This is a genomic window from Parabacteroides sp. AF17-28 (assembly GCF_003479205.1).
GTDB lineage: Bacteria > Bacteroidota > Bacteroidia > Bacteroidales > Tannerellaceae > Parabacteroides > Parabacteroides acidifaciens.
Genome location: NZ_QUGV01000005.1, coordinates 177776 through 200609, shown reverse-complemented (window position 1 = coordinate 200609; position 22834 = coordinate 177776). Strand labels below are relative to the sequence as shown.

The following is a 22834-nucleotide window of genomic DNA, read 5'->3' as shown; positions in this document are numbered from 1 at the left end:
CAACATAGCGAAATGCCGAAGTAATCTTAATAAGTCTCGTCTTGTTCGCTAATACACTCAGCAAAGCCCATATTCAGCATCTCTTGAAGCAGTTTGTTTACAATCTCAATATTAGACCCCACACCGTATTTCTTGAACAGATAGCACACCTTCTCCTTCAGCTCAATATCCAGACTAATTTGTTCTATCAAATGACTTTTACGGAACTGATATCCGGCAGTAAATGACTGATTATAACATTTCAAGAAGTCCAGATAGTCCAGCCATTTTGAAAAGCTGTCCAGTTTTTGCTCTATCGCTTGCTTGCCTTCTCCTGTTCGTGAAAAATAGAAGTAACCGTTACCACACTCCAATTGCAGACCGATTTCCTTGAAGTAGTCTGCATAATCCTCCACATTTTCCTCAATATCCTCATATAAGTGACGGATAGAGGTATCTGTGCTGTCCACCGAAAGAAATTCTCCCCGGCTTAACCGTTCGTATATTCTTTGTGTATTATTTCGCATATATTACAGGATATTCAATGTCTTGATAAATTACATATTCTCCTGTCATCCGGCATTCATCTGGATGCAAGATTACCAATTGACAGAAAAGAGTTACATAGTCTTCAATAGTACGTTTTACCTTATAGTCATACCTTAAAATGAATTCAAACAGATCATAGCTTGATGCTAAGAACGCATTCCATACTTCTGTAGCATCCACCTCCTTCAGTTGTTGAATATGCTCTTGTAAATCTTCCTCTGTCAAGGGTTCGGCTTCTGTCCTTGCCGTTTTCTGTATACCATTACGTTCAGCAATCCGCTTCAATAACTTTACCACTTGTTCGTTTTCCCTCAGCATTTCTAAAGACAAACGGACTTTACTGTATTGACGTGATTCCATCCAAAGAGGATTTCTTTCCTCCAACACCTGTATAAGGTTCGTATCAGTCTTGATAAGGAGTTGATCTTGCAGATATTTCAGCTTTCGTATTTTCTTGTAAAGTTGATTTTGCTGGTCAATCTGATTGATATAGGAAATAATCTGCCTGTCTATCTCCATAAGTGCATGATAGGCTTCCACAAAATCATGTTTCACATCGCTACAGGTCTTGGCCATATGCGGATCATTGGCCATAATGAAGAAGGCATGCTCATTATCCATCAGCTTTTCACATTCACGTATCATGGCGCGAATGCTATGGCTCTTCTCATCCAAATTCTGTAGTTTCTTCTTTTTGATGATATAGTTTGGTTCCTGCTTATAAGCATTGTCCATATTGCGCTTCAAATCCACCACATTCTTCAACGTTCTGAATCCGGTCTTCTTTAAAAGCTGCCGTACATTGTCCTGATATCCGGCTTTACGATTGGCGTTGGTCTCTTGCAGGAAATATCCAATATATTCCTTCAAAGTGTTGATACATTCTTGCACGCTCAACACGCTAATCTCCTCGTTCACATTCAGCACCTCCTCAAAGAAGTTCAGGTAGTCACTCTCAATCTCAACTGTGTTTCCTGTTTCCACCAGTACACCATAGTCAACCAACTTTCTCAATCGGGTTTCATTTCCTCCGACAAGGTCTATGGCAAGCCCCAACGGAAACTTCATAAGTTTTCGTTTCTCAAACATTTCACTCAGCAATCCTTGCTCACGTGAGAGTGTTTTGGTCAGTTCTTCTATACTCCTAAAATGCGTCAGAATATCCATATATTCAAAACTCTGTGATTAATACCATCAAATAGTTAATAAACTCAAATCAACATCGGGAATAATAACGTCTGCAATCTTGTCCTCGACAAGAAATCCCATGTAAAGCGGAATCGTAAGTACCTCTCCCTCACGTCCTACATTATATTGACCTAACTTAATTGCATTATTGATATGATATACATCCTTGTTCTTAAGAACCGTAGTCATGCTTTTTGCCTTACCAGTCTTTGCCTTGACTTCAAGGATAACGCATTCACCCTTAAACCTCACTAAGAAGTCCAGTTCAAGCCCACTGTCCTTATGAAAATAGTATAGCTTTTGCCCGGACTTACATAAGAAATCAGCCATAAGGTTTTCGAAGATTGCTCCCTTGTATCCAAGAAGATTACCCTTTAAAATATCTGCTTGAGTGCCATAATCGAGCATAGCCATAAGGATACCTATATCTGTGGCGTACACCTTGAAACTGTCTTTGATGGAATTACCCTCTAATGGCAGTTCCGTAATCAACGTATTATAGCATCTCCTAACTATCCCTGCATCCTCTAACCATTGGATGCTACCGATGTATTGTGAAGCCCTTCCACCTTTCTTAACTACGGAATATTGGAATTTCTTGTTTTCCTTCGCCAATTGCTTCGGGATAGACTCAAAACATTCGCGGATACGAGGTTTGTCTGCATCATCCGCATATTTCACCATATCCTCTTCGTATTCGGCTATAAGGTTGCGCTGTACCTTATATATAAGTTCGATATTCTTCGTTTCGAGGAAGCAATTCACCACTTCCGGCAAACCTCCGACAATGACATATCTGTACAACAGTTCCATCATTGCCTTATGGATGCCATCAGGAACCGCCTTTTCGTTCTCAAAGCATGATTTAATTGAGTCGATGACTGTATAACCGATTCCGTTTGCCCATAGAAATTCTTCAAAATCCAATGGATACATGTCAATTACTGTTTCATATCCAACGGGAACAGAATCTTGTCCTACATCCTCTTTCTTTTTCTTGCTTTGACCGTAGCCTTTCACTCCCAAAAGAGAACCTGTTGCAATAACATCGAAACGTCCGTCTATATGGAATGACTTCAAGGCTGTCCTTGCTTCCTTACATTCTTGAATCTCATCAAGGATAATGCAGGTTTTCCCTTCAATGAAACGACTGCCTTGAATCAAAGCTGAGAGGTTGAGAATAATGGTATCTACATCTATGTTGCCAGTAAAGGCAGACTTCTTATCTGGTTCAAGTATAAAGTTCATATATACCACACTCTCATAATTCTCCCTTGCGAACTTCTGGACAATGTATGTCTTTCCACATTGGCGGATACCTTTTATCACAAGAGGCTTTCTGTCCTCAGACTGTTTCCAGTTGGCTAAATATGTTTCTATTTTTCTCTTAAGCATAGCGCAATCTTATTCTTTCAATGGCAAAATTACACTTTTTCGAGCGAATAGACTAAAGTTTAATACATTTTTTCAAATGAATAACATCCATAATCACACACTTTTTCCAACGAATCATATATTTGTTTGTACCAAAAAGTAAAAATCACAGCACAAATCACCGAAAGCAACTTTACTTTATCCCCGTATTCATATATACACATATTAAATCTTCGATTTTCGGCGAAAAAACAAGTAAATTTTTGAGGCTTCTATCTTTTAAGTCACAAAATATTGGTAGTCAATCAGTCTAATATGCTGCATCGGCAAGTAAAAGTGAAGAACGGAGAAAAACGCCAACTACTCATTTACGCATCACTCTGACATACCATTCACAATCAGGATGACAGCCATAATAAGTTTTACCATCACCGCCTAAGTCCCATGGAGAGGTCAATTCAATGGAACGTGTTGGCAGTAGTTCATATTTCGCCTGACTAATCAATACTTTTGTACGCCTTCTGAATCGTTTTGAAGCAACCCTTTTTCCTCTTTTTTGCGACTTACAACAACAGCATACTCCCGCAGGAACTTTTTTTCTTGATCTGCTCATATTAATGTAATGTTATGAAGCACAACAGGCCTTGCACTTATTATGCTTCGATTAGACATTACATCTTCTTACTGCTTAAATTCATCATTCTATTTATATATTTCTCGCTTTATCTATCTGTTTCAGAATAATCTTCCTCACCTGCTCATACGAAACAGGCGTATAACTATTATTATCTACCCCAACATCGTATTGTGTGGGAAAAAGCATATCGAGACGCGACGTATCAAGTCCCGTGCTATTGGGACTGGTATGCACATGACCGAAAAGTTGCCACACATCTCGATAGGCACCGCCATAACTGAGGAAAGGGTAATGATTCAAATAGATGCTACGCTTGCCAACTTCAATGCGCATCTGCATCACTACATCTTCAAATTTATTCATATAGCCTTGCCGAATGTTCTTCCGGTCATGATTGCCTATTATCAGATAGATTTTACCATTCAAACGATTAAGTATATTGTTCCATTCAGCGGAACCTCCTAAACAAAAATCACCCAAATGGAAAACTGTATCATCGGGTTCTACCACCCTATTCCAATTGGCAATCAGTGCTTCATTCATCTGATCCACATCCTTAAACGGACGATGGCAGAAACGAATGATATTCGCATGGCTAAAATGAGTATCTGACGTAAAGAACGTATGCTCGGCATCAAATTTATAATCCATAACTTTCTCCTTTCCGCGTATCACTACGCATCTTAATCAATTTAATTTAACGAATAGGGAATGAGGAGAAGGTAACAGGTGGTAAATCTGTGTTTTTCATTCCGATTTTGCTTTCTCAGCATCGAAAAAGTGTGCAAAAATATGATAAAGCATTAAATCTTACAAATTTTTCAGCAACTATTTTCCGGGACGGATTCCATGGGCATGGGATTATCTTCCATTCTTAATTTCCAAATGGTACTTATTGTACAAAACGCATTTTTCAGGCTCGAAAGACATCCAAAACCAAACAAATGTTAATCCACTTTTTTGACCTCAAAAAGGGACTTTTTCGCCTTTTCCGAACGTTTTCCGCAATTACGACCGTTCTCTTTGCCATTACGACCGTGCTAATGTGTAGTGCACTCGGCACCTCGCGAAGATTAAGACGGTCGTAATGGCGATTTGGACGGTCGTAATTGGAAAGAGGACCGTCTTTAGGGCAAAAAAGCACCTAAATTTCCTTCAAATATTCGGGACGCCGTCTGTTTTATTTTGCTACAGGCGATTCTCCAGGAGTTAATCTTTATCACTTTGCTGGCGTTTCCGTCTCACAGCAATCAAATTGTACGTTTTCCGGAACGATCTCGGCATCCCATTCCGTCTGTTGTCAGCCAAAATGATCAAAACCACGAAAAAAGTCAATCCAAAATGGACCAAGATTTCAGACGAAATAGAAAAACACACGGGAAGGGAGGTTATTGTATTTTTAACATATTTAAAATCCACTAATCAAGCTGTATATATCAACATCTCCATCTTTCCATTATTATATAGCAGAATATTTCATATCTTTAGAGCCAAACAATCCCAAGCACCCGCAACAAAAGTATCTGCTAACGGCGAAGGGGTTGGCTATCTTTAATTCAAACAAATAACGAGCAAAACACTAACAATCAACAGTGTAAATAAGCTTATTATTAAAAGTAAGTCATAATTAATAATCATCAGCATACAAATCATGGAACTATCAAAAAGTCAAAAGGTAATAGCTCGCCAACTTATTAGCGAAGCTTTACAACGTGAATGTAAAACGTTTTTGGAGGAGGTGAAAGATATACTGCCTCTGAGAGATCAGACACCTCATGAGGTATATCTGAATCTTAAAAAAAAATCACTGACTTCGACAAGCATATTGCAACGCAATATGACAGGTTGTCCGGATCACGTTATTTCATGGCTGTATTCAGCCTGTTTTATAACAATGTCCTAACTGAAGATGACATCAAGTTATTCAACGAAGAAGTGCAACAAAATTTAATGGCGATGAAACGGAGTTGGGATTTGGATTCACCAGGTAATCAAAGCCATTGATATAATCTGATAAAGCAAAACAACAATAAAGACAATTCTAAAAATCATGACAGACAAACTCGACCTATTATCAAAAGAAGAACTTAAAGACTTGATCAGAATATACGCGAAGAACATCTATGCCCTTGACGGAATGTGGTTCCAATCAGTGGAAGAGAAGAGCGGTATGGAGGAGGCGATGTGGCATGACAAGAATGCATGGGTGAAATTCACCCGTACGGAAGCCAAAAGGATTAAAAACTTTCTGAACCTTTCGGACGAAGCTGGCCTTGAGGGATTGGAGAAGGCATTGGCGATAAGATTCTCTGCATTGTCGAACCCTTCTGTCAGTATCTTTAGGGAAGGAGATTCTCTTATATATCGTATAAATGAATGCAGGGTACAATCTGCCCGAAAGGCAAAAGGCATGCCGTTTCATCCATGCGCACCGGTTGGTTTCATCGAACATGACGGGTTTGCGCGCGTTATCGATGGAAGAATCGTTACCGAAATGATAAGTTGCTATCCGGAGGTTACCGATCAGGGATGCGCCTGCTGTTGGAGATTCACATTAAAACACTCAGCACCGGATTAAACCGGCATAGCATGTTTTTACACATCATGGACTTGCTACAAAAATCACAACTAAAGCCTTACTCCTCTTTCGAAAAACGAAATATCAAAAGACATATTTACGCCAATCCTTACTCAAAGTCACCGCTCCCTTCTTTTTGCTTGCAATTAGACAAAACAATTACTTATCCCAACCTGCTTTTCGCCACTAAGATATTGTTTTCTTACTTTAAATTTGCAAATGCTGTGTAAATGGCGGTAATCAATTAAAAAAGGAAAGGATCAATGATGAAAAATCACGTTTTAGACGAACTGACTACGATCATAAAAGAACGAATACCTAAAGGGCAAAATCTTGCCAACTACCTGACAGATGCATTGTGTTTAGGGAAAGAAGCTGTTTATCGCAGGCTGCGGGGAGAAGTTGCGTTTACGATCAATGAAGTCGCGCTTCTATCCAACAAGCTGGGTATTTCTATCGACCAGATTATCGGTAATCATTTCTCAAACAAAGTCACTTTCGATTTGAATTTACACAGTCCATCCAATGCCTTGGAAAGTTATTACGATATCGCCAATCGTTACTTTCAAATATTCAACTATGTAAAAAATGACGAAAGCACTGAAGTCCATACAGTCTCCAACGTTCTTCCTTTTACCCTTTATTCTTCATTTGAATACTTATCCAAATTCCGCCTTTGCCGATGGATTTATCAGAATGGGCAAAAAGTACCAAAGTCTTTATCGGAGATGCACGTAGAAGATCGGATTGTGGATGTACATAAACACCTTAGCGAGGCTACAAAACAATGCAAAAAGACCTATTTTATCTGGGATACCAATATTTTTCTCACGTTCATAGAAGAGATTAAATATTTTGCCTGCCTCAACCTGATTTCGCAAGATGACATCATTCACATAAAAGAAGAGCTCCATCATTTGCTTGATTCTATGGAGGCATTATCGATCAAAGGTCAATTTAGTGAAAACAAGGAAGTCTATATCTATCTGTCCAATATCCATTTCGAAGCGACATACAGTTACATCGAAAAGAAAGATTTTCAAATCAGCATGATACGAGTCTATTCCATCAACTCGATGGATTCGCAAAGTCCGCACATCTGCCAAATGCAGCGCAATTGGATCCAATCTTTAAAACGGCATTCCGTTCTGATATCAGGAAGTGGAGAAGCACAGCGTATTCCTTTCCTCAAAAAACAGCATGAGATAATAGATACTTTATAAAAACATACATAGGAATCGTTTTTAAATAATGGCAAGCAATATTGGCAAATAATCTCTCAGATCTACACGCAGCAATTTCAGCGCTTGTTGGATACGATAGTCTACTGTTTTTGATGAGACATTCAGTTGACTTGCTATTTCGCCATAAGTCAAATGTTGGAAACGATTCATTTCAAAAGCTTCCCGATAGCTATTAGGCAAACGTTGCAGTGCCTCCTCTATTTTCCGGCTCAACTCCTCCACGATATAAAAGTCAGGATCTTCATATCGTAACTGTTGGTCATCATATAAAGTATTCACTATTCTTTGCTTGATTTCATTGCGACTGATCAATGTCAGACAACGGTTCTTCACTGCTTTGAACAAGTAACTTTTCGGAGAAATCTCAAACGTATGCATCTCCCGGTTCTCCCACAGCCAAACCATCACATCCTGCACAATCTCCTGACCATCGTCATACTCCACAAACTGTCGCGCATAAGCACATAAGGAAGGGTAATATTTCAGAAATAAAACATCGAACGCTTTCTCATCTCCTTTAGTTAAATATTGAAAAAGAGATTCATCAGTTGTATATTGAATTTCATGTAGCATTAGAATCATGTATTTAGAATCAACAATCACAGGCCTCATCTACCAGATGCAACAAATGTAATCTTTTATCTCAAAAAAACAATCACAAAAAAATAAATAAAAAAAACCGGTTTCTGTTTAGGAGGTTTCCTTTCCCATCAGTCATATATATAAAAAGGAGAAAATGGAAGAACACATACATATAGATGAAACAACTCTTTTGAACTATTTTACAGGCTCAGTCTCTTTATTTGAAAAAGATATAATCAAACAGTGGATTGAGCAATCAGAAGAAAACAAAAAGTTGGCACGGGACATACAATCAATTTGTCTTGCATCCGAGGCACTAAATACGATTAAACTTACAGATGCTTCCGCATCCCTGAAAACAGTAAAGAGAAAAATCAAACAACGCAAAAGGGCAGGTCTTTTTATCTGGCTCCAGCGTATTGCTGCAATCCTGTTCATTCCATTGTTATTGGTCTCCGCCTATTATTGGCTGAGAGAAGAACCCGTAGAATATATGGAGTTCACAACAACTCCGGGTATGATCACATCCATCGACTTGCCCGATGGCAGTAAAGTGTGGTTAAATTCAGGTTCCAAATTAATCCGTCCGCTAAAATTCACTGGCAAAACCCGTGAAGTCAGTCTTACCGGTGAAGCTTATTTCCAGATAGCGAAAGATCCTGACAAGAGATTTATCGTATCTTCCGGTGAGGATTTAAAAGTTGAAGTTTTGGGTACCAAATTCAACATTGAAGCATATGAAGATGAGAATTACATTGCAACAACCTTGGAAGAAGGTTCTGTTCGCCTTTTATATAAAACGGAAGACAAAAAGTTAAACACTTTAGTCATGCATCCGAACCAGAAAGTGATTTATTGTAAAAACACAGGAGAAGCAAAGAAAAAGGAAACGTTTGTTTCAAGCGAAATCGCATGGAAAGAAGGTAAGATCGTTTTAAGGGACACTCCGTTAGAGGCTGTTTTGAAAAAACTAAGCCACCGTTTCAATGTCGATTTTATAATAGAAAGAGAAGCAATAAAGAAAAGTTCTTTCACAGGTACATTCGACACCCAACAGTTAATTCAAATATTGGAGCATTTCCGAATAGCATCCGGCATCCAATATCGTATAATAGAACCGGAACTTGGAGAAAAGACTATTCAAACGAAAAGCAAAGTTGTACTTTACTAAATATCCAACATTATTAATCTTTAAAAGAACAAAACATGAAAGCACGTCCTCCTTAAAAGCAAAACACACGAGAAAATATTGGCGTATTTCCTCGTGTGAAAAACAAAAGGTCCACCTGTTTGGCGACAGGTCTCACTTATCTATTTTATCATTTAAAACAGTACAAAATTATGACAAATTATTTTAGCATCCAATACTTTAGGGTGGTAAAATCACCATTTGCTATCTTAAAGAAAATACCACTATTTATGAGACTATCCATCCTTATGTTATTTGTGTCGATAGGATTGGTATTTGCAGAAAACAGCTACAGTCAATCCACCTTGTTATCCTTGGATATAAAGAACCAAACAGTACAAAACGTACTGGACGAAATCGAGAAGCAATCCGAGTTTCACTTCTTCTACAACAACAAACAAGTGAATACCAACCGCATTGTTTCGATAAAGAGTAGTAACAAAAACGTCTTTTCCATTCTGAATGAACTCTTCAAAGGAACGGACATCCGCTATTCGGTAATGGAGAAAAGTATTATTTTATCAACCGGTTCTCCGGGAGTAACGACTTCACAGCAATCAGGCAAAACAATTTCAGGTATTGTAACAGATATCAATAATGAGCCTATAATTGGAGCAAATGTGTCCGTTAAAGGAACAACAATCGGTACAATAACCAATGCTGATGGCCATTATACACTGTCTGCAATTCCAGAAAAAGCCATTCTTGTGTTTTCTTTTGTCGGAATGAAAACACAAGAAGTTCCAGCCGGCAATAAAACGACCTTCAATATTGCATTAGAGGAAACAGCGATAGGTTTAGGCGAAGTCGTTGCAATCGGATACGGAACAACCAAAAAAGCGACAATCACAGGTTCCATTGCATCTATGAAGGGAGACAAGTTAAAATCTATCCCTGCTAATAACTTCACAAATGCATTAGCTGGTAAATTCGCCGGATTAACGGCTGTCACAACTTCCGGACAGCCCGGTTCTGACAATTCCACTTTAAGAATACGCGGTTCCAATACTCTGGGAGATAATAATCCATTAGTAGTAGTTGATGGTATTGCAGGACGAGATATGAATCGACTGAACCCTGCAGACGTAGAAAGTATTACAGTTCTCAAAGATGCCTCAGCTGCCATTTATGGAGCACAGGCTGCAAATGGAGTAATTCTTGTCACAACCAAACGAGGCATTATAGGTAAACCTGTTATCAATGTAAACGTTAGGCAGGGTTGGGCAACTCCAACCATTGTTCCAGAATGGGCAGATGCAGCAACCTACGCACAGGCACTTAATGAAATTGATTTATATGCCAACCGTCAGCCAAGATATACAGATGAAGATATTAAGCTATTCGCGGATGGTTCCGATCCTTGGGGGCATCCTAATACAGATTGGTATGATTTAGTTTTCAAGAAGTTCACACCGCAAACATATGTAGATGCATCTTTACGTGGGGGTAGCGAAAGAGTAAAATATTTTGTATCTGCCGGATTCAATTATCAAAAAGGAATCTTCCAACGTAGTGCAAACAGCTATCGACAGATGGATATAAGAAGTAATCTGGATGCGAAGGTTACCAAATATATCAATCTTGGTATCGATCTGGCAGCCCGACAGGAAAATCGTAATAACTCTACGGCAGCGTTAAGTGAACTACTTCGCTATGGAATGGGACGTCCTAATAGAGTTGCTTTTTATGGCGAATATCCTGCGTCTGGGTATGAAGGAGGAATGAATCCTGCCGTTGTTGCTACAAATGCAACAGGCTATGATCGCAATATAAGCTATATATTAACAAGTAACATAAAGTTGGATATCACAATCCCGGGTATAGAAGGATTAACTGTTACCGGTAATGTCGCATTCGATAAATTTATCAGAAACCAAAAAACATGGAAAACACCATGGACTCTTTACTCTTGGGATGGTAAAACGCTTGATTCTAACAATATGCCTGTTGTTTCAGGCGCATCATCAGGATATTCATCCCCCAGTTTAAATCAATATATGCAAGATGATCATGGTTTGACCTTAAATGCATTAGTGAATTACTCTCATACGTTTGCCCAAACACACGGATTAAAGGCGATGATTGGTTTCGAAAGAAAAACAGGAGAGTCCATGAATTTTTCTGCCTACCGGACTTATTTTGCTTCCACATTGATTGACGAATTATTTGCCGGAGGGGATCTTGATAAAACCAATACAGGCTCTGCCAGCCATGATGCCCGTATTAATTATTTCGGCCGATTTAATTACGACTATTCATCCAAATATTTAGTTGAATTTGTATTCCGTTATGATGGTTCTTATATTTTCCCAAAAGGAAAACAATACGGTTTTTTCCCTTCTGTTTCATTAGGGTGGGTTATCTCTGAAGAAAACTTCTGGAAAGAAAAACTTGCCTTTATCAACTCTTTCAAACTTCGTGGGTCATGGGGTCAAACAGGTAATGACCGGGTAAGTCCTTACCAATATCTGGCCAGTTATGGTTTTGATAACTCAGCCGCAGGAAACATGCACAGTCCGAAAGACTCCAAAAATACAACTGTTTTCGATGGGAATACAGAAGCTAAATTCCTCCAAGAATTAAGAATACCTAATCCGTCTATTACATGGGAAGTCGCAAACCAAAGCAATGTCGGTTTTGACCTGCAAACATTAAATGGTAGTTTAAGAATATCAGTTGATTATTTTCATAATATCCGTTCCAATATTTTATGCTACCGTAATGCTTCCATACCAGCGACAGCGGGGTTGACTCTTCCCCGTGAAAATATAGGGAAAGTAAAAAACCAAGGATTTGAATTTGATATCGCATACAATAACAATATTGGGGATTTCACTTATCAAATCGGCCTTAATGGAGGCTTTTCCAAAAGTAAAATTATCTTCTGGGATGAATCACCCAATATTCCAGATTATCAACGAGCAACAGGAAAGCCTATCAACCCAAGTCTAATCGGAGATAATTCAGCAGGCTTGTATTATGAAGCAATTGGTATCTTCAAAGATGAAACAGATCTCGAAAGATATCCGCACTGGCAAGGGGCAAAACCTGGAGATATTATTTTCAGAGATGTGAACGGAGATAATAAAATCGATGGGCTCGATCGTGTCAGATCAGACAAGACCAATATTCCGACACTGACAGGAGGGCTAAATATTGATCTTGGATATAAAGACTTTTATTTAACTATAGGCTTCCAAGGTGCAGCCGGAGCCACTCGATATCATGAAGTGGAATCCGGTGAAGCTGGTAATTTCTCTATGGAAGATTTAGAAGGCAGATGGACACCGACTAATACAAATGCATCAAAACCCAGAGTCGGAAACTATAGGTCCGAATATTGGAACCAAACACAAACAGGTCCTAATACTTACTGGAACAGAAAATCGGATTACATCAGATTAAAAAATTTGGAACTCGGTTATAACATGCCACAAAAATTATACAGCAAATTAGGTATAGAAAGTACACGTATATATTTCAGTGGAATGAATTTATTCACTATCTGCGGCATGAAAACTTTTGATCCGGAAACGACTTCAGCAGTCGCATATCCACTTAATAAGATATATAGTATTGGATTAGCATTAACGTTTTAAAAATATACGAATATGAAAGGTTTTAAATATTTTTCAACAGTACTTCTTTTCATGGGAATACTTACCATCTCATGTTCTGATGATGCACTCGTCCTAAAACCATTAGGGGAGTACTCAGAAACCGATGTATGGAAAGATCCTGCTTTATCAGAATTATTCATTAATGGTATTTACGATGCAATGGATATTCCATATGCTAAATATATGCAAATGTGCTTTGTTGATGAAGGGCATCGTCGTGACAACAGTGATGTTATGAATTTCAACAATTGTGTCTTAAACCCGGATAATATACCAGGGTGGACCAAAGGAGAAGGACATCCACGTATGATATGGGATCAACTCTATGCTATTGTACGTAAATGTAACATATCTCTAACGGGTATTGATAAATTACCGGATGATAATACCCTCATTGATGGTAAAACAAAAAAAGAGCGTTTGAAAGGAGAAGCCTATTTTTTAAGAGCATGGACTTATCTTTATCTAACCAATCTTTATGGAGGAGTTCCCATTGTAGACAATGTATATCAATTAGGAGATGATTACAATATTGCCAGAAGTTCTTATGAAGATTGTATCAAGTTCATTTCTGAGGATTGTGACAAAGCCGCTGAATTATTACCTCTTACTCATAGTGGTAGCAACAATGGCCGAGCAACCAAAGGAGCCGCACTCGCTTTAAAATCACGCATATTGCTTTATGCAGCCAGCGATTTACATAACTCTTTCAATTTTGAGAATTACGAAAAACCAGAATATTTAAAATATACCACTGGTTCTCAAAACAGCAGATGGAAAGCAGCCAAAGACGCCGCTAAAGCAGTAATAGATATGCATCTATACGATCTGTTCAAAGCTAATCCATCTCCGACAGATTCTATTGCACAGAATATTACAGATCTTTTCCTGGCACCTAAAGCTACGGAAGAAGATATTTTTATAAGATATTTTACCTCCAGACTAGTACCTTATAACAATAACATATTAAATAATAATACACCTAACGGATATCATGGAGGAGGTAACAACTGTCCTATCGGAGAAATTGTTGATGAATATGAAATGCGCTCTGGCATACCTTTCAGTTGGGATAATCCTGAACATGCTAAGACTCCATACAAAGATAGAGATCCTCGTTTCTATGCATCAATCCTTTATGAAGGGGCTAAATGGAGAACTCGGACAGCTGACGTTATCAGTATAGAGCCTAATGGAATTATCAGTATTGGGAATAAAGAAATCTGGAATACTGAAAAGAATGAAATGCAATTATGGTATGGACCAGACGGACGAAATAGTACCGTTTCCGCTTTTGAAGGAGGCTATACAGGATATTATCTTCGCAAGTTTTTGGATCCATCAATGGATGGGCAATATCAAGATATTGCACAAGATACACCTTGGAGACATATCCGCTATGCTGAAATATTACTTAATTACGCGGAAGCATGCATTGAATTAGGGGAATATGATGAAGCAAAAATATACTTGAATAAAATAAGAAAAAGAGCTGGCATGCCTGATATTACAGCTACAGGAGTCGAATTACGAGAATGTTGTCGACATGAAAGACGTGTCGAATTGGCATTCGAAGATCATCGTATGTGGGATGTACGTCGTTGGGCTATTGGACCACAGGCATATAAACCTGTTCATGGTGTTACTATTATATATAAAATGGATCAGGAAACACATGTTACAGATGAAATCCCTACAATAACCCCTTATGAATTTGAAAAAAGGACATGGTTAGACAAAGCTTATTTTTTCCCTATCCCACGAACAGAAATGAATAGGAATTCATTGCTAATTCAAAATCCCGGATATGAATAATTCTGTTTTTATTATCATAATCAACAAGTTGAACAAATAAATAATTATAATATGGAAAGAAGAGATTTCTTAAAAAGCGCGGCAGTATTAACAGCTGGCTTTACAACTAACACACATATATTTGGTACAGTAACGTCCTCACATAAAACAGGAGCAAATGATAAAGTACGAATGGGATTCATCGGGGTGGGAAACAGAGGCTCCGAATTATTAGGATTGTTTATGCAACAACCAGATTGCGAGGTAGCCGCCTTATGTGACATCTATGAGCCCTATCTTCACAGAGATAGAAGTAAAGTCAATGAACGATGGCTAAAAGATCTCACAGACAAGATTCCAAAGATGGGTGAAAAATTTCCTAAGCAGCCCAAATTGTATTCTGACTTCAGGAAACTACTTGACGATAAAGATATAGATGCCGTATGTATTGCAACACCCGACCATTGGCATGCTTATATCACCATTGCAGCTATTAAAGCAGGAAAGGATGTCTACTGCGAAAAACCCCTGACCAGCACTTTAAGGGAAGGGCGAAAAATGGTAGAAGCACAAGCTGCCAGCAAACAAGTGGTAGCCGTTGGTATTAACCGTCGTGGAAATATAGCTTATCAAAAATTAGTAGCAGAAATCCATGCTGGCAGAATCGGACAAATAACAGTTGGCCGAGCAGCTCATATCAGCAATTTGTTTCCGAATGGTATCGGTAAAATGCAACCGGAAGAACCTCCCAAAGATTTCAATTGGGATATGTGGTTAGGTCCGCGCGCATACCGTCCTTACCAGTATAATATCGCACCTTATAAATTTCGTTGGTGGGGAGATTATTCCTCTCAAATGGGGAATTGGGGAGTACATCACTTAGATGCACTACGTTGGCTAATGAATGAGACTGCACCGACTTACATTTCTGCCCATGGAGGTAAATACGTTTTAAATCATGATGCAGATATAGATGACACTGCATTCGTGACATTTGAATTTGCATCTGGTAAAATTATCACCTATAGCATTATGGAAACGACAAGCGGCGGTATGTTCCCTTATGGAGAATTGGAGTTAAGAGGTACAGACGGAATTGCTTATGCATATGAAGGAGGATACCGTATCCGACCCACATCACCAGGACAATTCCAAAATTGGAATAAGCATTTTGATGAAATATCATTCGATAATAAAATGAAACTATTAGGAGATGCCAGTAGTGCAGATAGTACAACCGGACTAATACGAGATTTTCTTGATTGTGTTAAATCCAGACAAACTCCTTTATGCCCATTGGAAGAAGGGCATCGATCAACAAGTTTTGCACATCTTGCCAATATTGCATTAGCAACAAAGGAGCGCTTACATTGGGACGCCGTAAATGAACGTTTCCTTAATTCAGAAAAAGCAAACGAAATGCTGGGATATGAATATCGAAGACCTTGGACTATTTAACTTTTTGGTTATGAATAATTCTAGAAGAAGTTTTATTAAGACCAGTGTTACATTGGCAACGGGGGCTATTTTAGCCCCCAATGCCTACGCAAAAAAGGTTTATAATCCAATAATATCTAACATTCCCAGTAATAAAGTAAACTCCCAAACAATATGTGTATTTACAAAATGCTTGCAATATCTGAATTATGAACGACTCGCTCAAACTCTTGCAAAAGCGGGCTATAACGGAGCTGATTTATCTGTTCGCGATAGTGGACACGTACAACCTGAAAAGGTAAAAAGCGATCTGCCACGTTTAGTAAAAACACTCCAAAAAGAAGGTATATCGACACCCATGATGGTAACAACAATCATTGACGCAAAAGATAAATATACAGAATCTATTCTTGCTACAGCAGCAGAAATGGGTATACAGCATTATCGAATGGGGTATATAAATTATGATAAAACAAAAACAATACCTCAGAATATAGATATAGTGAAGAGATCTTTTGAACAGCTTGAAAAACTTAATCGTAAATATGATATACATGGATCTTATCAGAATCATTCAGGAACCCGAGTTGGCGGTCCTGTCTGGGATTTATACTTACTGGTAAAAGATCTGGATCCACAATATATCGGGGTACAATATGATATTCGTCATGCAATATGCGAAGGTGGCCAATCTTGGTCATTAGGGATGGAATTGCTTGCTCCTTGGATTAAAAGCTGTCCAATCAAAGATTTTATCTGGCAAAAAACGGGGAATCATTGGCAAATACAAGACATGCCTTTAGGCTATGGAATGGTTGATTTTGATGCTTTTCTCCGTAAATACGTAGAATTAAAACTTTCCGGTCCATTCAGTATTCATTTAGAATATGACTTGGGAGGAGCCGACAAAGGTAGTCGGACACCGACAATGAGTCATGAAAAAATAGCACACTGCCTAAAACAGGATATTGACTGGTTTCGCGAAAAGTTGAAAGAACACAATTTAGATTAATCGATCATGAACAGAAGAAACTTTATAAAACACAGCAGCTTCTTTGCCGCGACCAGCAGCTTGGCTTTTGCTGCGCAGAGCTGTTCGCCACCAGCCAAAGAAGATACTCTTCCTTCGGGAAAAAGTAAGACAATAGGGACAAAATCCACATTTATCGGAATTCCCGGGGAGAAAAAAATAAAGATTATTGAGACGAATGCCAATTTCGAACGGGAGCCTTTAATACGTCCATTCGGATTTAAAGGGGGAGCGATGAAAGAGATCTGGCAAACGGCGGCATTGCTCGGAAGTGAAAATGGATACAGGAAATTCGGAATATGTACCCAAAACGTCCTTTGGAGTGATCCGGCAGTTTTCGAGGTACACTCTGAAAGCGCGGGTAATGCATTGATGTATAACATTACAACTCGGGCCTTGCAGATGATAGAAGGGGAAACATTTTCCAATCCGGTCCAATTGCAGGAAGATATATTGGACGAATTATGGGAATATGGAAAAAAGATCACAGGAAACCCTGATTTAAAAGAGACATTTATCCTGAATGCATTAGTCGGAATAGACAATGCAGCGTGGTTGCTTTATTGTGCCGAAAATGGGATTAACAATTTCGATGATATGGTTCCGGTTGCCTATCGCCCATGTCTTTCCAATCATCATAATAAGGTTGCATGTATTCCTCTTATGGCTTACAATATCCCGGTCCAAGAAATAAAAGACACGGTAGATGCCGGATACTTTTTTATGAAAATAAAAATCGGGCAGGCTGGCACACAAGAAGAAATGGTCGAAAAAGACATGAAACGGCTAAGTGAGATACATGCTGCGATCGGGAATGCCCGCACGTCATATACAGAATCGGGAAAACTACCTTATTACTTCGATGCAAACGGCCGATACGAGAAAAAAGAAACCATGTTACGCTTCCTCGACTATGCAAAAAAAATCGGTGCATTCGATCAAATTGCGATTATAGAAGAGCCGTTCGCCGAAGAAAAAATGTATGATGTAAGTGATATGGGAGTACGTATCGTGTCAGATGAGACTGCACATACCGACAAACATGCATTGGAAAGAATCCGATTGGGATATTCAGCTATCGCCTTGAAACCAATAGCTAAAACGATGAGCATGTCCATGAAAGTTGCCCAGTTAGCGTACGATAATAATATACCTTGTTTCTGTGCGGATCTGACAGTTAATCCGATCCTGGTAGAGTGGAATAAAATTGTGGCTTCACGTTTAAACGCTTTCCCTGGAATAAAAGGAGGGCTCGGACTGGTAGAAAGTAACGGACATCAAAATTATGCTCAGTGGGATAAAATGCTGACATATAATCCGACAGCCGATAAATCGTGGGCTAAAGTCAACAAAGGGACTTTCGTTCTTGATGATGATTATTTTGCTGAAAGCGGGGGAATATTTGAACAATCGCCTCATTATGCAGCTTGGTTTCCTCCACAAATATAGAAGGCATAATTGTTTAGGTTATTAACCGTTTATCAATTATTCGTCAAATAAAAGGTATCGAATTATGAACCAATCACTATAATTCGATACCTTTGTTACATAAAAACATAATCTAAACACATATTGAAATGAAACAACTTCTTATTACCCTTGTGCTTGTGTTCGGTTGTCTGCAATCTGGCTATGCGCAGAAGCCGACTTTGCAGTTCAACAAAGACGGTAAATTTAAAATCGTACAGTTCACGGATGTACATTACATTCATGGAAATCCCAAATCGGCAATATCCGTCGAACGGATCAATGAGGTACTGGACACAGAGAAACCGGATCTTGTTCTTTTTACCGGAGATGTCATCTATGGGCAGCCGGCTGAAGAAGGGATGCGCACGATACTGAACTTAGCCGCAGACCGCAAAATTCCTTTCGGAGTCACATTCGGCAATCATGATAACGAACAGGGACTTACCCGTACCCAGTTGTTCGATATCATTCAGACAATCCCCTACAACCTGACCGATTCCGTAGCCGGAGTCGTAGGAGCTACGAACTTCATCCTTCCGCTGAAATCGTCCGACGGGAAGAAGGATGCAGCAATCCTTTACTGTCTGGATTCACATTCTTACTCACAAATCAAGGGTATAGGCGGATACGACTATATCAAGTTCGACCAGATACAATGGTACCGTGAGAACAGCGCCAAATATACGAAACAGAACGGCGGCAATCCCCTACCCTCATTAGCGTTCTTCCACATCGCCCTGCCAGAATACAACCAGGCGGCGGCAGACGAAACCGCTATTTTAGTAGGAACACGCAAGGAAAAAGCCTGTGCGCCCCAACTCAACTCCGGCATGTTTACATCCATGAAAGAAATGGGAGACATCTTAGGCGTATTTGTCGGCCATGATCATGATGACGACTACGCCGTTTACTGGAAAGGCATCCTGTTGGCCTACGGTCGTTATACAGGTGGAGACACTGTGTATAACAACCTGACCAACGGCGCCCGCGTAATCGAAATGACCGAAGGTGAAAAGAACTTCAAAACCTGGATACGCCTGAAAGGTGGCGAAATCATCAACACCGTAAACTATCCTTCGGACTTTATCAAGAAGAAAGATTAGGTTTTAGCACGACTCCCAAACTCTTCTTCCCGTCCATCTTGATGACGATCGGTGCATCGAGGTGGACGTGACGGAGATATTCGGTTTCTTCTACGGCTGGCAGGGAATTCAGATATTCTTCATCGAACCAGCCATCTCCTTTAAACGGGTTAATAGTAAAGTAGCCGACGCCGAATGAAGTCAGATTCTGGAAGAAGTGCGTGCCCTGGCTCGGATCGACGCGATAGTTTTCCAGTCCGCATTCCACAATGACGCGGGCATTACTGATATGCGGCCATTTCACCGGAATTCCCAACCAGGAATCACTGCTTCCCCAACGACCGGGACCAACCAGGACATAATTCTTTTCCCCTTCGGTAAACTGACGGTTCATCTTCTCTATTTCGGAAGCAATCAACTGGTTATTGGAAGAGCTGAAAGCGCCGGTCTTTACATATATAATATCCTGCACATCTGTCACGATGCCATGTCCCAGCACACTGGTAGACGACAATATCGTATCAGCCTGTTCAACCTGCGTCAAATCTTCTTCCATCACCTCCTTATTATCCACGATCGGACGCACCTGCAGCAAGTAAAAAGTAGCCCGTTCCGGATTCTCCGGATCAATGTTCACGGCAAACTCTATTTCGATCGGGCGTCCCATTTCGTCCTGCCCGACATGCAAAATCTGGTCAAGCGTCTCTGCCAACGGGAAAACGTCGTGCTGGAGAATGTTCACAAAAGACAATATCTTACGGCCGCCGGGATAATAACCGTCACGGATTATCTGGTCATAAGGATCATAAGTAGATACAATGAATTTCAGCGAACCGTCCGCATCCGCATCTTTCAGATTCAGGCGAAGCAGATTAAAAGAATCATCTACGGAGAATTGCTCCGTCAAATTCTTCAAGTCGAGCGCATAATAGCGGGTTTGCGTTTCGCGAAGAGCAAAATCCATCGTACTCATTTGCAATATATTATGCGGATGGCGGGGAGAAAAGCGTAAGGTCTGCCCTCCGTCTACAATGTATTTGCCAAGACCTAAAGCGATATTGGCAATCCCGTCTTCCGCTTTTTCATTACCTATCGGGTAGAAATTCAGCGAACGCGCCACACCCGAAATTGTCGGGTAGAAACGGTCATTATAGCGGTTACCTACGACTTCCTGCAAAACAATCGCCATCTTCTCCTGGTCGATAAGATTCGATGTTGCTGTCATATAAGCTTTGCTGTCACGATAAAAAACAGAAGCATAAACCGCCTTGATCGCATCACTTAACGTCCGGAGCATATCATATTTATCCTCCAGTTTAGGTATCATATAGGTAGAATAAATACCTGCGAACGGCTGATAGTGAGAATCCTCCAAAAGGCTGGACGAACGGACTGCAATCGGGCTTTTGACGACATCAAAGAAAGCCATCAAATCTTCGATCAGGCGGGCCGGTAAGCTGGCACGCAGGAAGTATTTCAAGATCGTCTCGTCATCCGCATCACTCAAAGCAACCGGATATAGCTCATTCGTATCCATGAACTCGTCAAAGATATCGGTACAGATCACGACAGTCTTTGGAATGGTTACGGCAAAATGTTCGTGCTCCAGATCAGGATAACGCTTCACCATGGCACCGATAAACGCCAAGCCTCTCCCCTTTCCTCCGAGCGACCCGTCTCCTATGCGGGCGAAATTACTGTATTCGTCGAAACGTTCTTTCTGGTAGACAGCCACGACACCGGAGTTTTTCATCCGCCGGTATTGCACGATAAGATCGAAAATCAACTGCCGTGCCTCATCCATATCCTTATAATCGCTCACGTCCACACGTTTCAATACCTCTGCCGGCGGAAACATGGCGCGGGAATAGAAGAAACGGGAGAAATGATTGCGGCTCAGGTGATAGACAAGCGAATCATCGGGAATCTGGAACACTTTCTTCTGCAAGTCCTTCAAGTCCTTAATACGCATGATCTCTTCCTTCGTCTGCGGGTTCAGGATGACAAAGTCGCCGAAACCAAACCGCTGCATGATCTTCTTCCTGAGGTCCTGCGGATAGCTCTTGGAGTTTTTATCGATAAAAGAAGCTCCTAACTCCTTTGCATATACTTTATTAGTTGCCTCGGACGATTCGAGCACGAAAGGGATGATCAAACCGGTCTTCCTCACATATTGTCCGAACTTATAGCCGGCATACGGGTCTTTCACGCCATCGTGCATGAAACTCATGTCGGAAATGATCCCCAGCATATTGTCGCGATACTGGTTAAAGATGCGTACAGCCTCCTCATAAGTACGCGCCAGCTTGATTTTAGGACGCCCGCGCATACGGAGCGTACGTTGATGATCGTTCAACGCCTCCTTGGCAAACATCTGGCTCTGTTCCAATACGAACTTATACAGATGCGGCAAAGCGGAAGAATAGAAGCGGATGGAATCTTCCACCAGCAGGATAATCTGCACACCGACACTTGCCGTATCATCCGGCGCATTCATCTTGTCCTCAATCAGCTTGATGATGGCAAGCAGCAACTCTGCATTTCCCAACCAGCTGAACACATAGTCGATCGCACTCAAGTCCTCATTCGCAATCCGCTTGGACACCTCTTTCGAGAAAGGCGTCAGGACTACGATCGGTATATTGGGATAATGAATCTTGATTTCCGTTGCCGCTGCAAAAATGTCGCGGTTATCCATATTCGGCATACAAATGATCAGTTCGAAGTTACGGTCTTTCAATTCGGCAAGTGCCTCCTCCTCTGTAGTCACTTGCGTAAACCGGGGCGGATAACGAAGGCTGAGAGAGGTATATTCGTTAAAGATCTGCTCGTCTACACGCCCGTCGTCTTCCAGCATGAAGGCATCATATTTAGTAGCTATAAGCAATACATTATATATACGCTTATTCATTAGATTGGCGAACGATGTGTCTTTGAACACAAGGTTTTTAAAGTCCGGTATTCCGCTCATGATGATTTTTATAGAATTAACTCCCCAAATGTAAGGAAAAAAACAATTCACAGGTAGTTTGCTCCTGAATTTGAGCCAACCGCTTCCGGAGAAGTACCGGAACAACGCTT

Annotated in this window: 15 protein-coding genes; 9 read left to right on the top strand and 6 right to left on the bottom strand. The window is 40.2% G+C overall.

Going from position 1 to position 22834, the window contains the following annotated elements; all coding sequences use genetic code 11:
* Positions 1–26: 26 nt before the first annotated feature.
* From DWW90_RS05535 to DWW90_RS05515, 4 genes are all read right to left on the bottom strand, one after another.
* Complete coding sequence (locus DWW90_RS05535) at positions 27–506, bottom strand: hypothetical protein (RefSeq protein WP_233547648.1); 480 nt, start codon at positions 504–506, stop codon at positions 27–29.
* On the bottom strand, positions 496–1695 hold the full coding sequence (locus DWW90_RS05530) for a hypothetical protein (protein WP_122344272.1): 1200 nt from the start codon (positions 1693–1695) through the stop codon (positions 496–498). The genes DWW90_RS05535 and DWW90_RS05530 overlap by 11 nt, the downstream gene beginning before the upstream one ends.
* 27 nt (positions 1696–1722) lie before the next feature.
* Complete coding sequence (locus DWW90_RS05525; RefSeq protein ID WP_122344271.1) at positions 1723–3111, bottom strand: ATP-binding protein; 1389 nt, start codon at positions 3109–3111, stop codon at positions 1723–1725.
* A gap of 685 nt (positions 3112–3796) precedes the next feature.
* On the bottom strand, positions 3797–4378 hold the full coding sequence (locus DWW90_RS05515) for a metallophosphoesterase (protein ID WP_122344292.1): 582 nt from the start codon (positions 4376–4378) through the stop codon (positions 3797–3799).
* Between the two features lie 1399 nt (positions 4379–5777).
* Between DWW90_RS05515 and DWW90_RS05500 the strand changes: the two genes are divergently transcribed.
* A complete protein-coding gene (locus DWW90_RS05500; RefSeq protein WP_122344268.1) occupies positions 5778–6305 on the top strand; it encodes a DUF6125 family protein in 528 nt (175 codons plus the stop codon).
* Between the two features lie 266 nt (positions 6306–6571).
* Complete coding sequence (locus DWW90_RS05495; protein WP_115497965.1) at positions 6572–7528, top strand: hypothetical protein; 957 nt, start codon at positions 6572–6574, stop codon at positions 7526–7528.
* A gap of 21 nt (positions 7529–7549) precedes the next feature.
* On the opposite strand, the gene DWW90_RS05490 is transcribed toward DWW90_RS05495, so the two are convergent.
* Positions 7550–8122, bottom strand: a complete 573-nt coding sequence (locus DWW90_RS05490; RefSeq protein ID WP_115497964.1) for an RNA polymerase sigma-70 factor — start codon at positions 8120–8122, stop codon at positions 7550–7552.
* Between the two features lie 163 nt (positions 8123–8285).
* On the opposite strand from DWW90_RS05490, the gene DWW90_RS05485 reads away from it, so the two are divergent.
* From DWW90_RS05485 to DWW90_RS05455, 7 genes are all read left to right on the top strand, one after another.
* On the top strand, positions 8286–9302 hold the full coding sequence (locus tag DWW90_RS05485) for a FecR family protein (RefSeq protein ID WP_122344267.1): 1017 nt from the start codon (positions 8286–8288) through the stop codon (positions 9300–9302).
* A gap of 248 nt (positions 9303–9550) precedes the next feature.
* Positions 9551–12919: a TonB-dependent receptor gene (locus DWW90_RS05480; protein ID WP_222940332.1), complete on the top strand. Its 3369-nt coding sequence runs from the start codon at positions 9551–9553 to the stop codon at positions 12917–12919.
* Positions 12920–12931: 12 nt separating this feature from the next.
* Complete coding sequence (locus DWW90_RS05475) at positions 12932–14755, top strand: RagB/SusD family nutrient uptake outer membrane protein (RefSeq protein WP_199662171.1); 1824 nt, start codon at positions 12932–12934, stop codon at positions 14753–14755.
* Positions 14756–14806: 51 nt separating this feature from the next.
* On the top strand, positions 14807–16192 hold the full coding sequence (locus DWW90_RS05470; RefSeq protein ID WP_115497937.1) for a Gfo/Idh/MocA family protein: 1386 nt from the start codon (positions 14807–14809) through the stop codon (positions 16190–16192).
* On the top strand, positions 16164–17183 hold the full coding sequence (locus DWW90_RS05465; protein ID WP_158582810.1) for a sugar phosphate isomerase/epimerase: 1020 nt from the start codon (positions 16164–16166) through the stop codon (positions 17181–17183). Before DWW90_RS05470 ends, DWW90_RS05465 begins: the two co-directional genes overlap by 29 nt.
* Positions 17184–17189: 6 nt before the next feature.
* Positions 17190–18650, top strand: coding sequence for an enolase C-terminal domain-like protein (locus DWW90_RS05460; RefSeq protein WP_199662170.1), 1461 nt, complete (start codon positions 17190–17192; stop codon positions 18648–18650).
* A 128-nt stretch (positions 18651–18778) separates the two neighbouring features.
* Complete coding sequence (locus DWW90_RS05455; protein WP_122344265.1) at positions 18779–19774, top strand: metallophosphoesterase family protein; 996 nt, start codon at positions 18779–18781, stop codon at positions 19772–19774.
* Here DWW90_RS05455 and DWW90_RS05450 read toward each other — a convergent pair.
* A complete protein-coding gene (locus tag DWW90_RS05450; RefSeq protein WP_122344289.1) occupies positions 19758–22724 on the bottom strand; it encodes a PEP/pyruvate-binding domain-containing protein in 2967 nt (988 codons plus the stop codon). The two genes, DWW90_RS05455 and DWW90_RS05450, sit on opposite strands and share 17 nt — an antisense overlap.
* Between the last annotated feature and the right edge of the window lie 110 nt (positions 22725–22834).

What these genes read in the sequence shown, in the direction of transcription:
- DWW90_RS05535 (WP_233547648.1), bottom strand. Translation starts at nt 506, where the DNA reads ATGCGAAATAATACACAAAGAATATACGAACGGTTAAGCCGGGGAGAA.
- DWW90_RS05530 (WP_122344272.1), bottom strand. Translation starts at nt 1,695, where the DNA reads ATGGATATTCTGACGCATTTTAGGAGTATAGAAGAACTGACCAAAACA.
- DWW90_RS05525 (WP_122344271.1), bottom strand. Translation starts at nt 3,111, where the DNA reads ATGCTTAAGAGAAAAATAGAAACATATTTAGCCAACTGGAAACAGTCT.
- DWW90_RS05515 (WP_122344292.1), bottom strand. Translation starts at nt 4,378, where the DNA reads ATGGATTATAAATTTGATGCCGAGCATACGTTCTTTACGTCAGATACT.
- DWW90_RS05500 (WP_122344268.1), top strand. Translation starts at nt 5,778, where the DNA reads ATGACAGACAAACTCGACCTATTATCAAAAGAAGAACTTAAAGACTTG.
- DWW90_RS05495 (WP_115497965.1), top strand. Translation starts at nt 6,572, where the DNA reads ATGAAAAATCACGTTTTAGACGAACTGACTACGATCATAAAAGAACGA.
- DWW90_RS05490 (WP_115497964.1), bottom strand. Translation starts at nt 8,122, where the DNA reads ATGCTACATGAAATTCAATATACAACTGATGAATCTCTTTTTCAATAT.
- DWW90_RS05485 (WP_122344267.1), top strand. Translation starts at nt 8,286, where the DNA reads ATGGAAGAACACATACATATAGATGAAACAACTCTTTTGAACTATTTT.
- DWW90_RS05480 (WP_222940332.1), top strand. Translation starts at nt 9,551, where the DNA reads ATGAGACTATCCATCCTTATGTTATTTGTGTCGATAGGATTGGTATTT.
- DWW90_RS05475 (WP_199662171.1), top strand. Translation starts at nt 12,932, where the DNA reads ATGAAAGGTTTTAAATATTTTTCAACAGTACTTCTTTTCATGGGAATA.
- DWW90_RS05470 (WP_115497937.1), top strand. Translation starts at nt 14,807, where the DNA reads ATGGAAAGAAGAGATTTCTTAAAAAGCGCGGCAGTATTAACAGCTGGC.
- DWW90_RS05465 (WP_158582810.1), top strand. Translation starts at nt 16,164, where the DNA reads ATGAATATCGAAGACCTTGGACTATTTAACTTTTTGGTTATGAATAAT.
- DWW90_RS05460 (WP_199662170.1), top strand. Translation starts at nt 17,190, where the DNA reads ATGAACAGAAGAAACTTTATAAAACACAGCAGCTTCTTTGCCGCGACC.
- DWW90_RS05455 (WP_122344265.1), top strand. Translation starts at nt 18,779, where the DNA reads ATGAAACAACTTCTTATTACCCTTGTGCTTGTGTTCGGTTGTCTGCAA.
- DWW90_RS05450 (WP_122344289.1), bottom strand. Translation starts at nt 22,724, where the DNA reads ATGAGCGGAATACCGGACTTTAAAAACCTTGTGTTCAAAGACACATCG.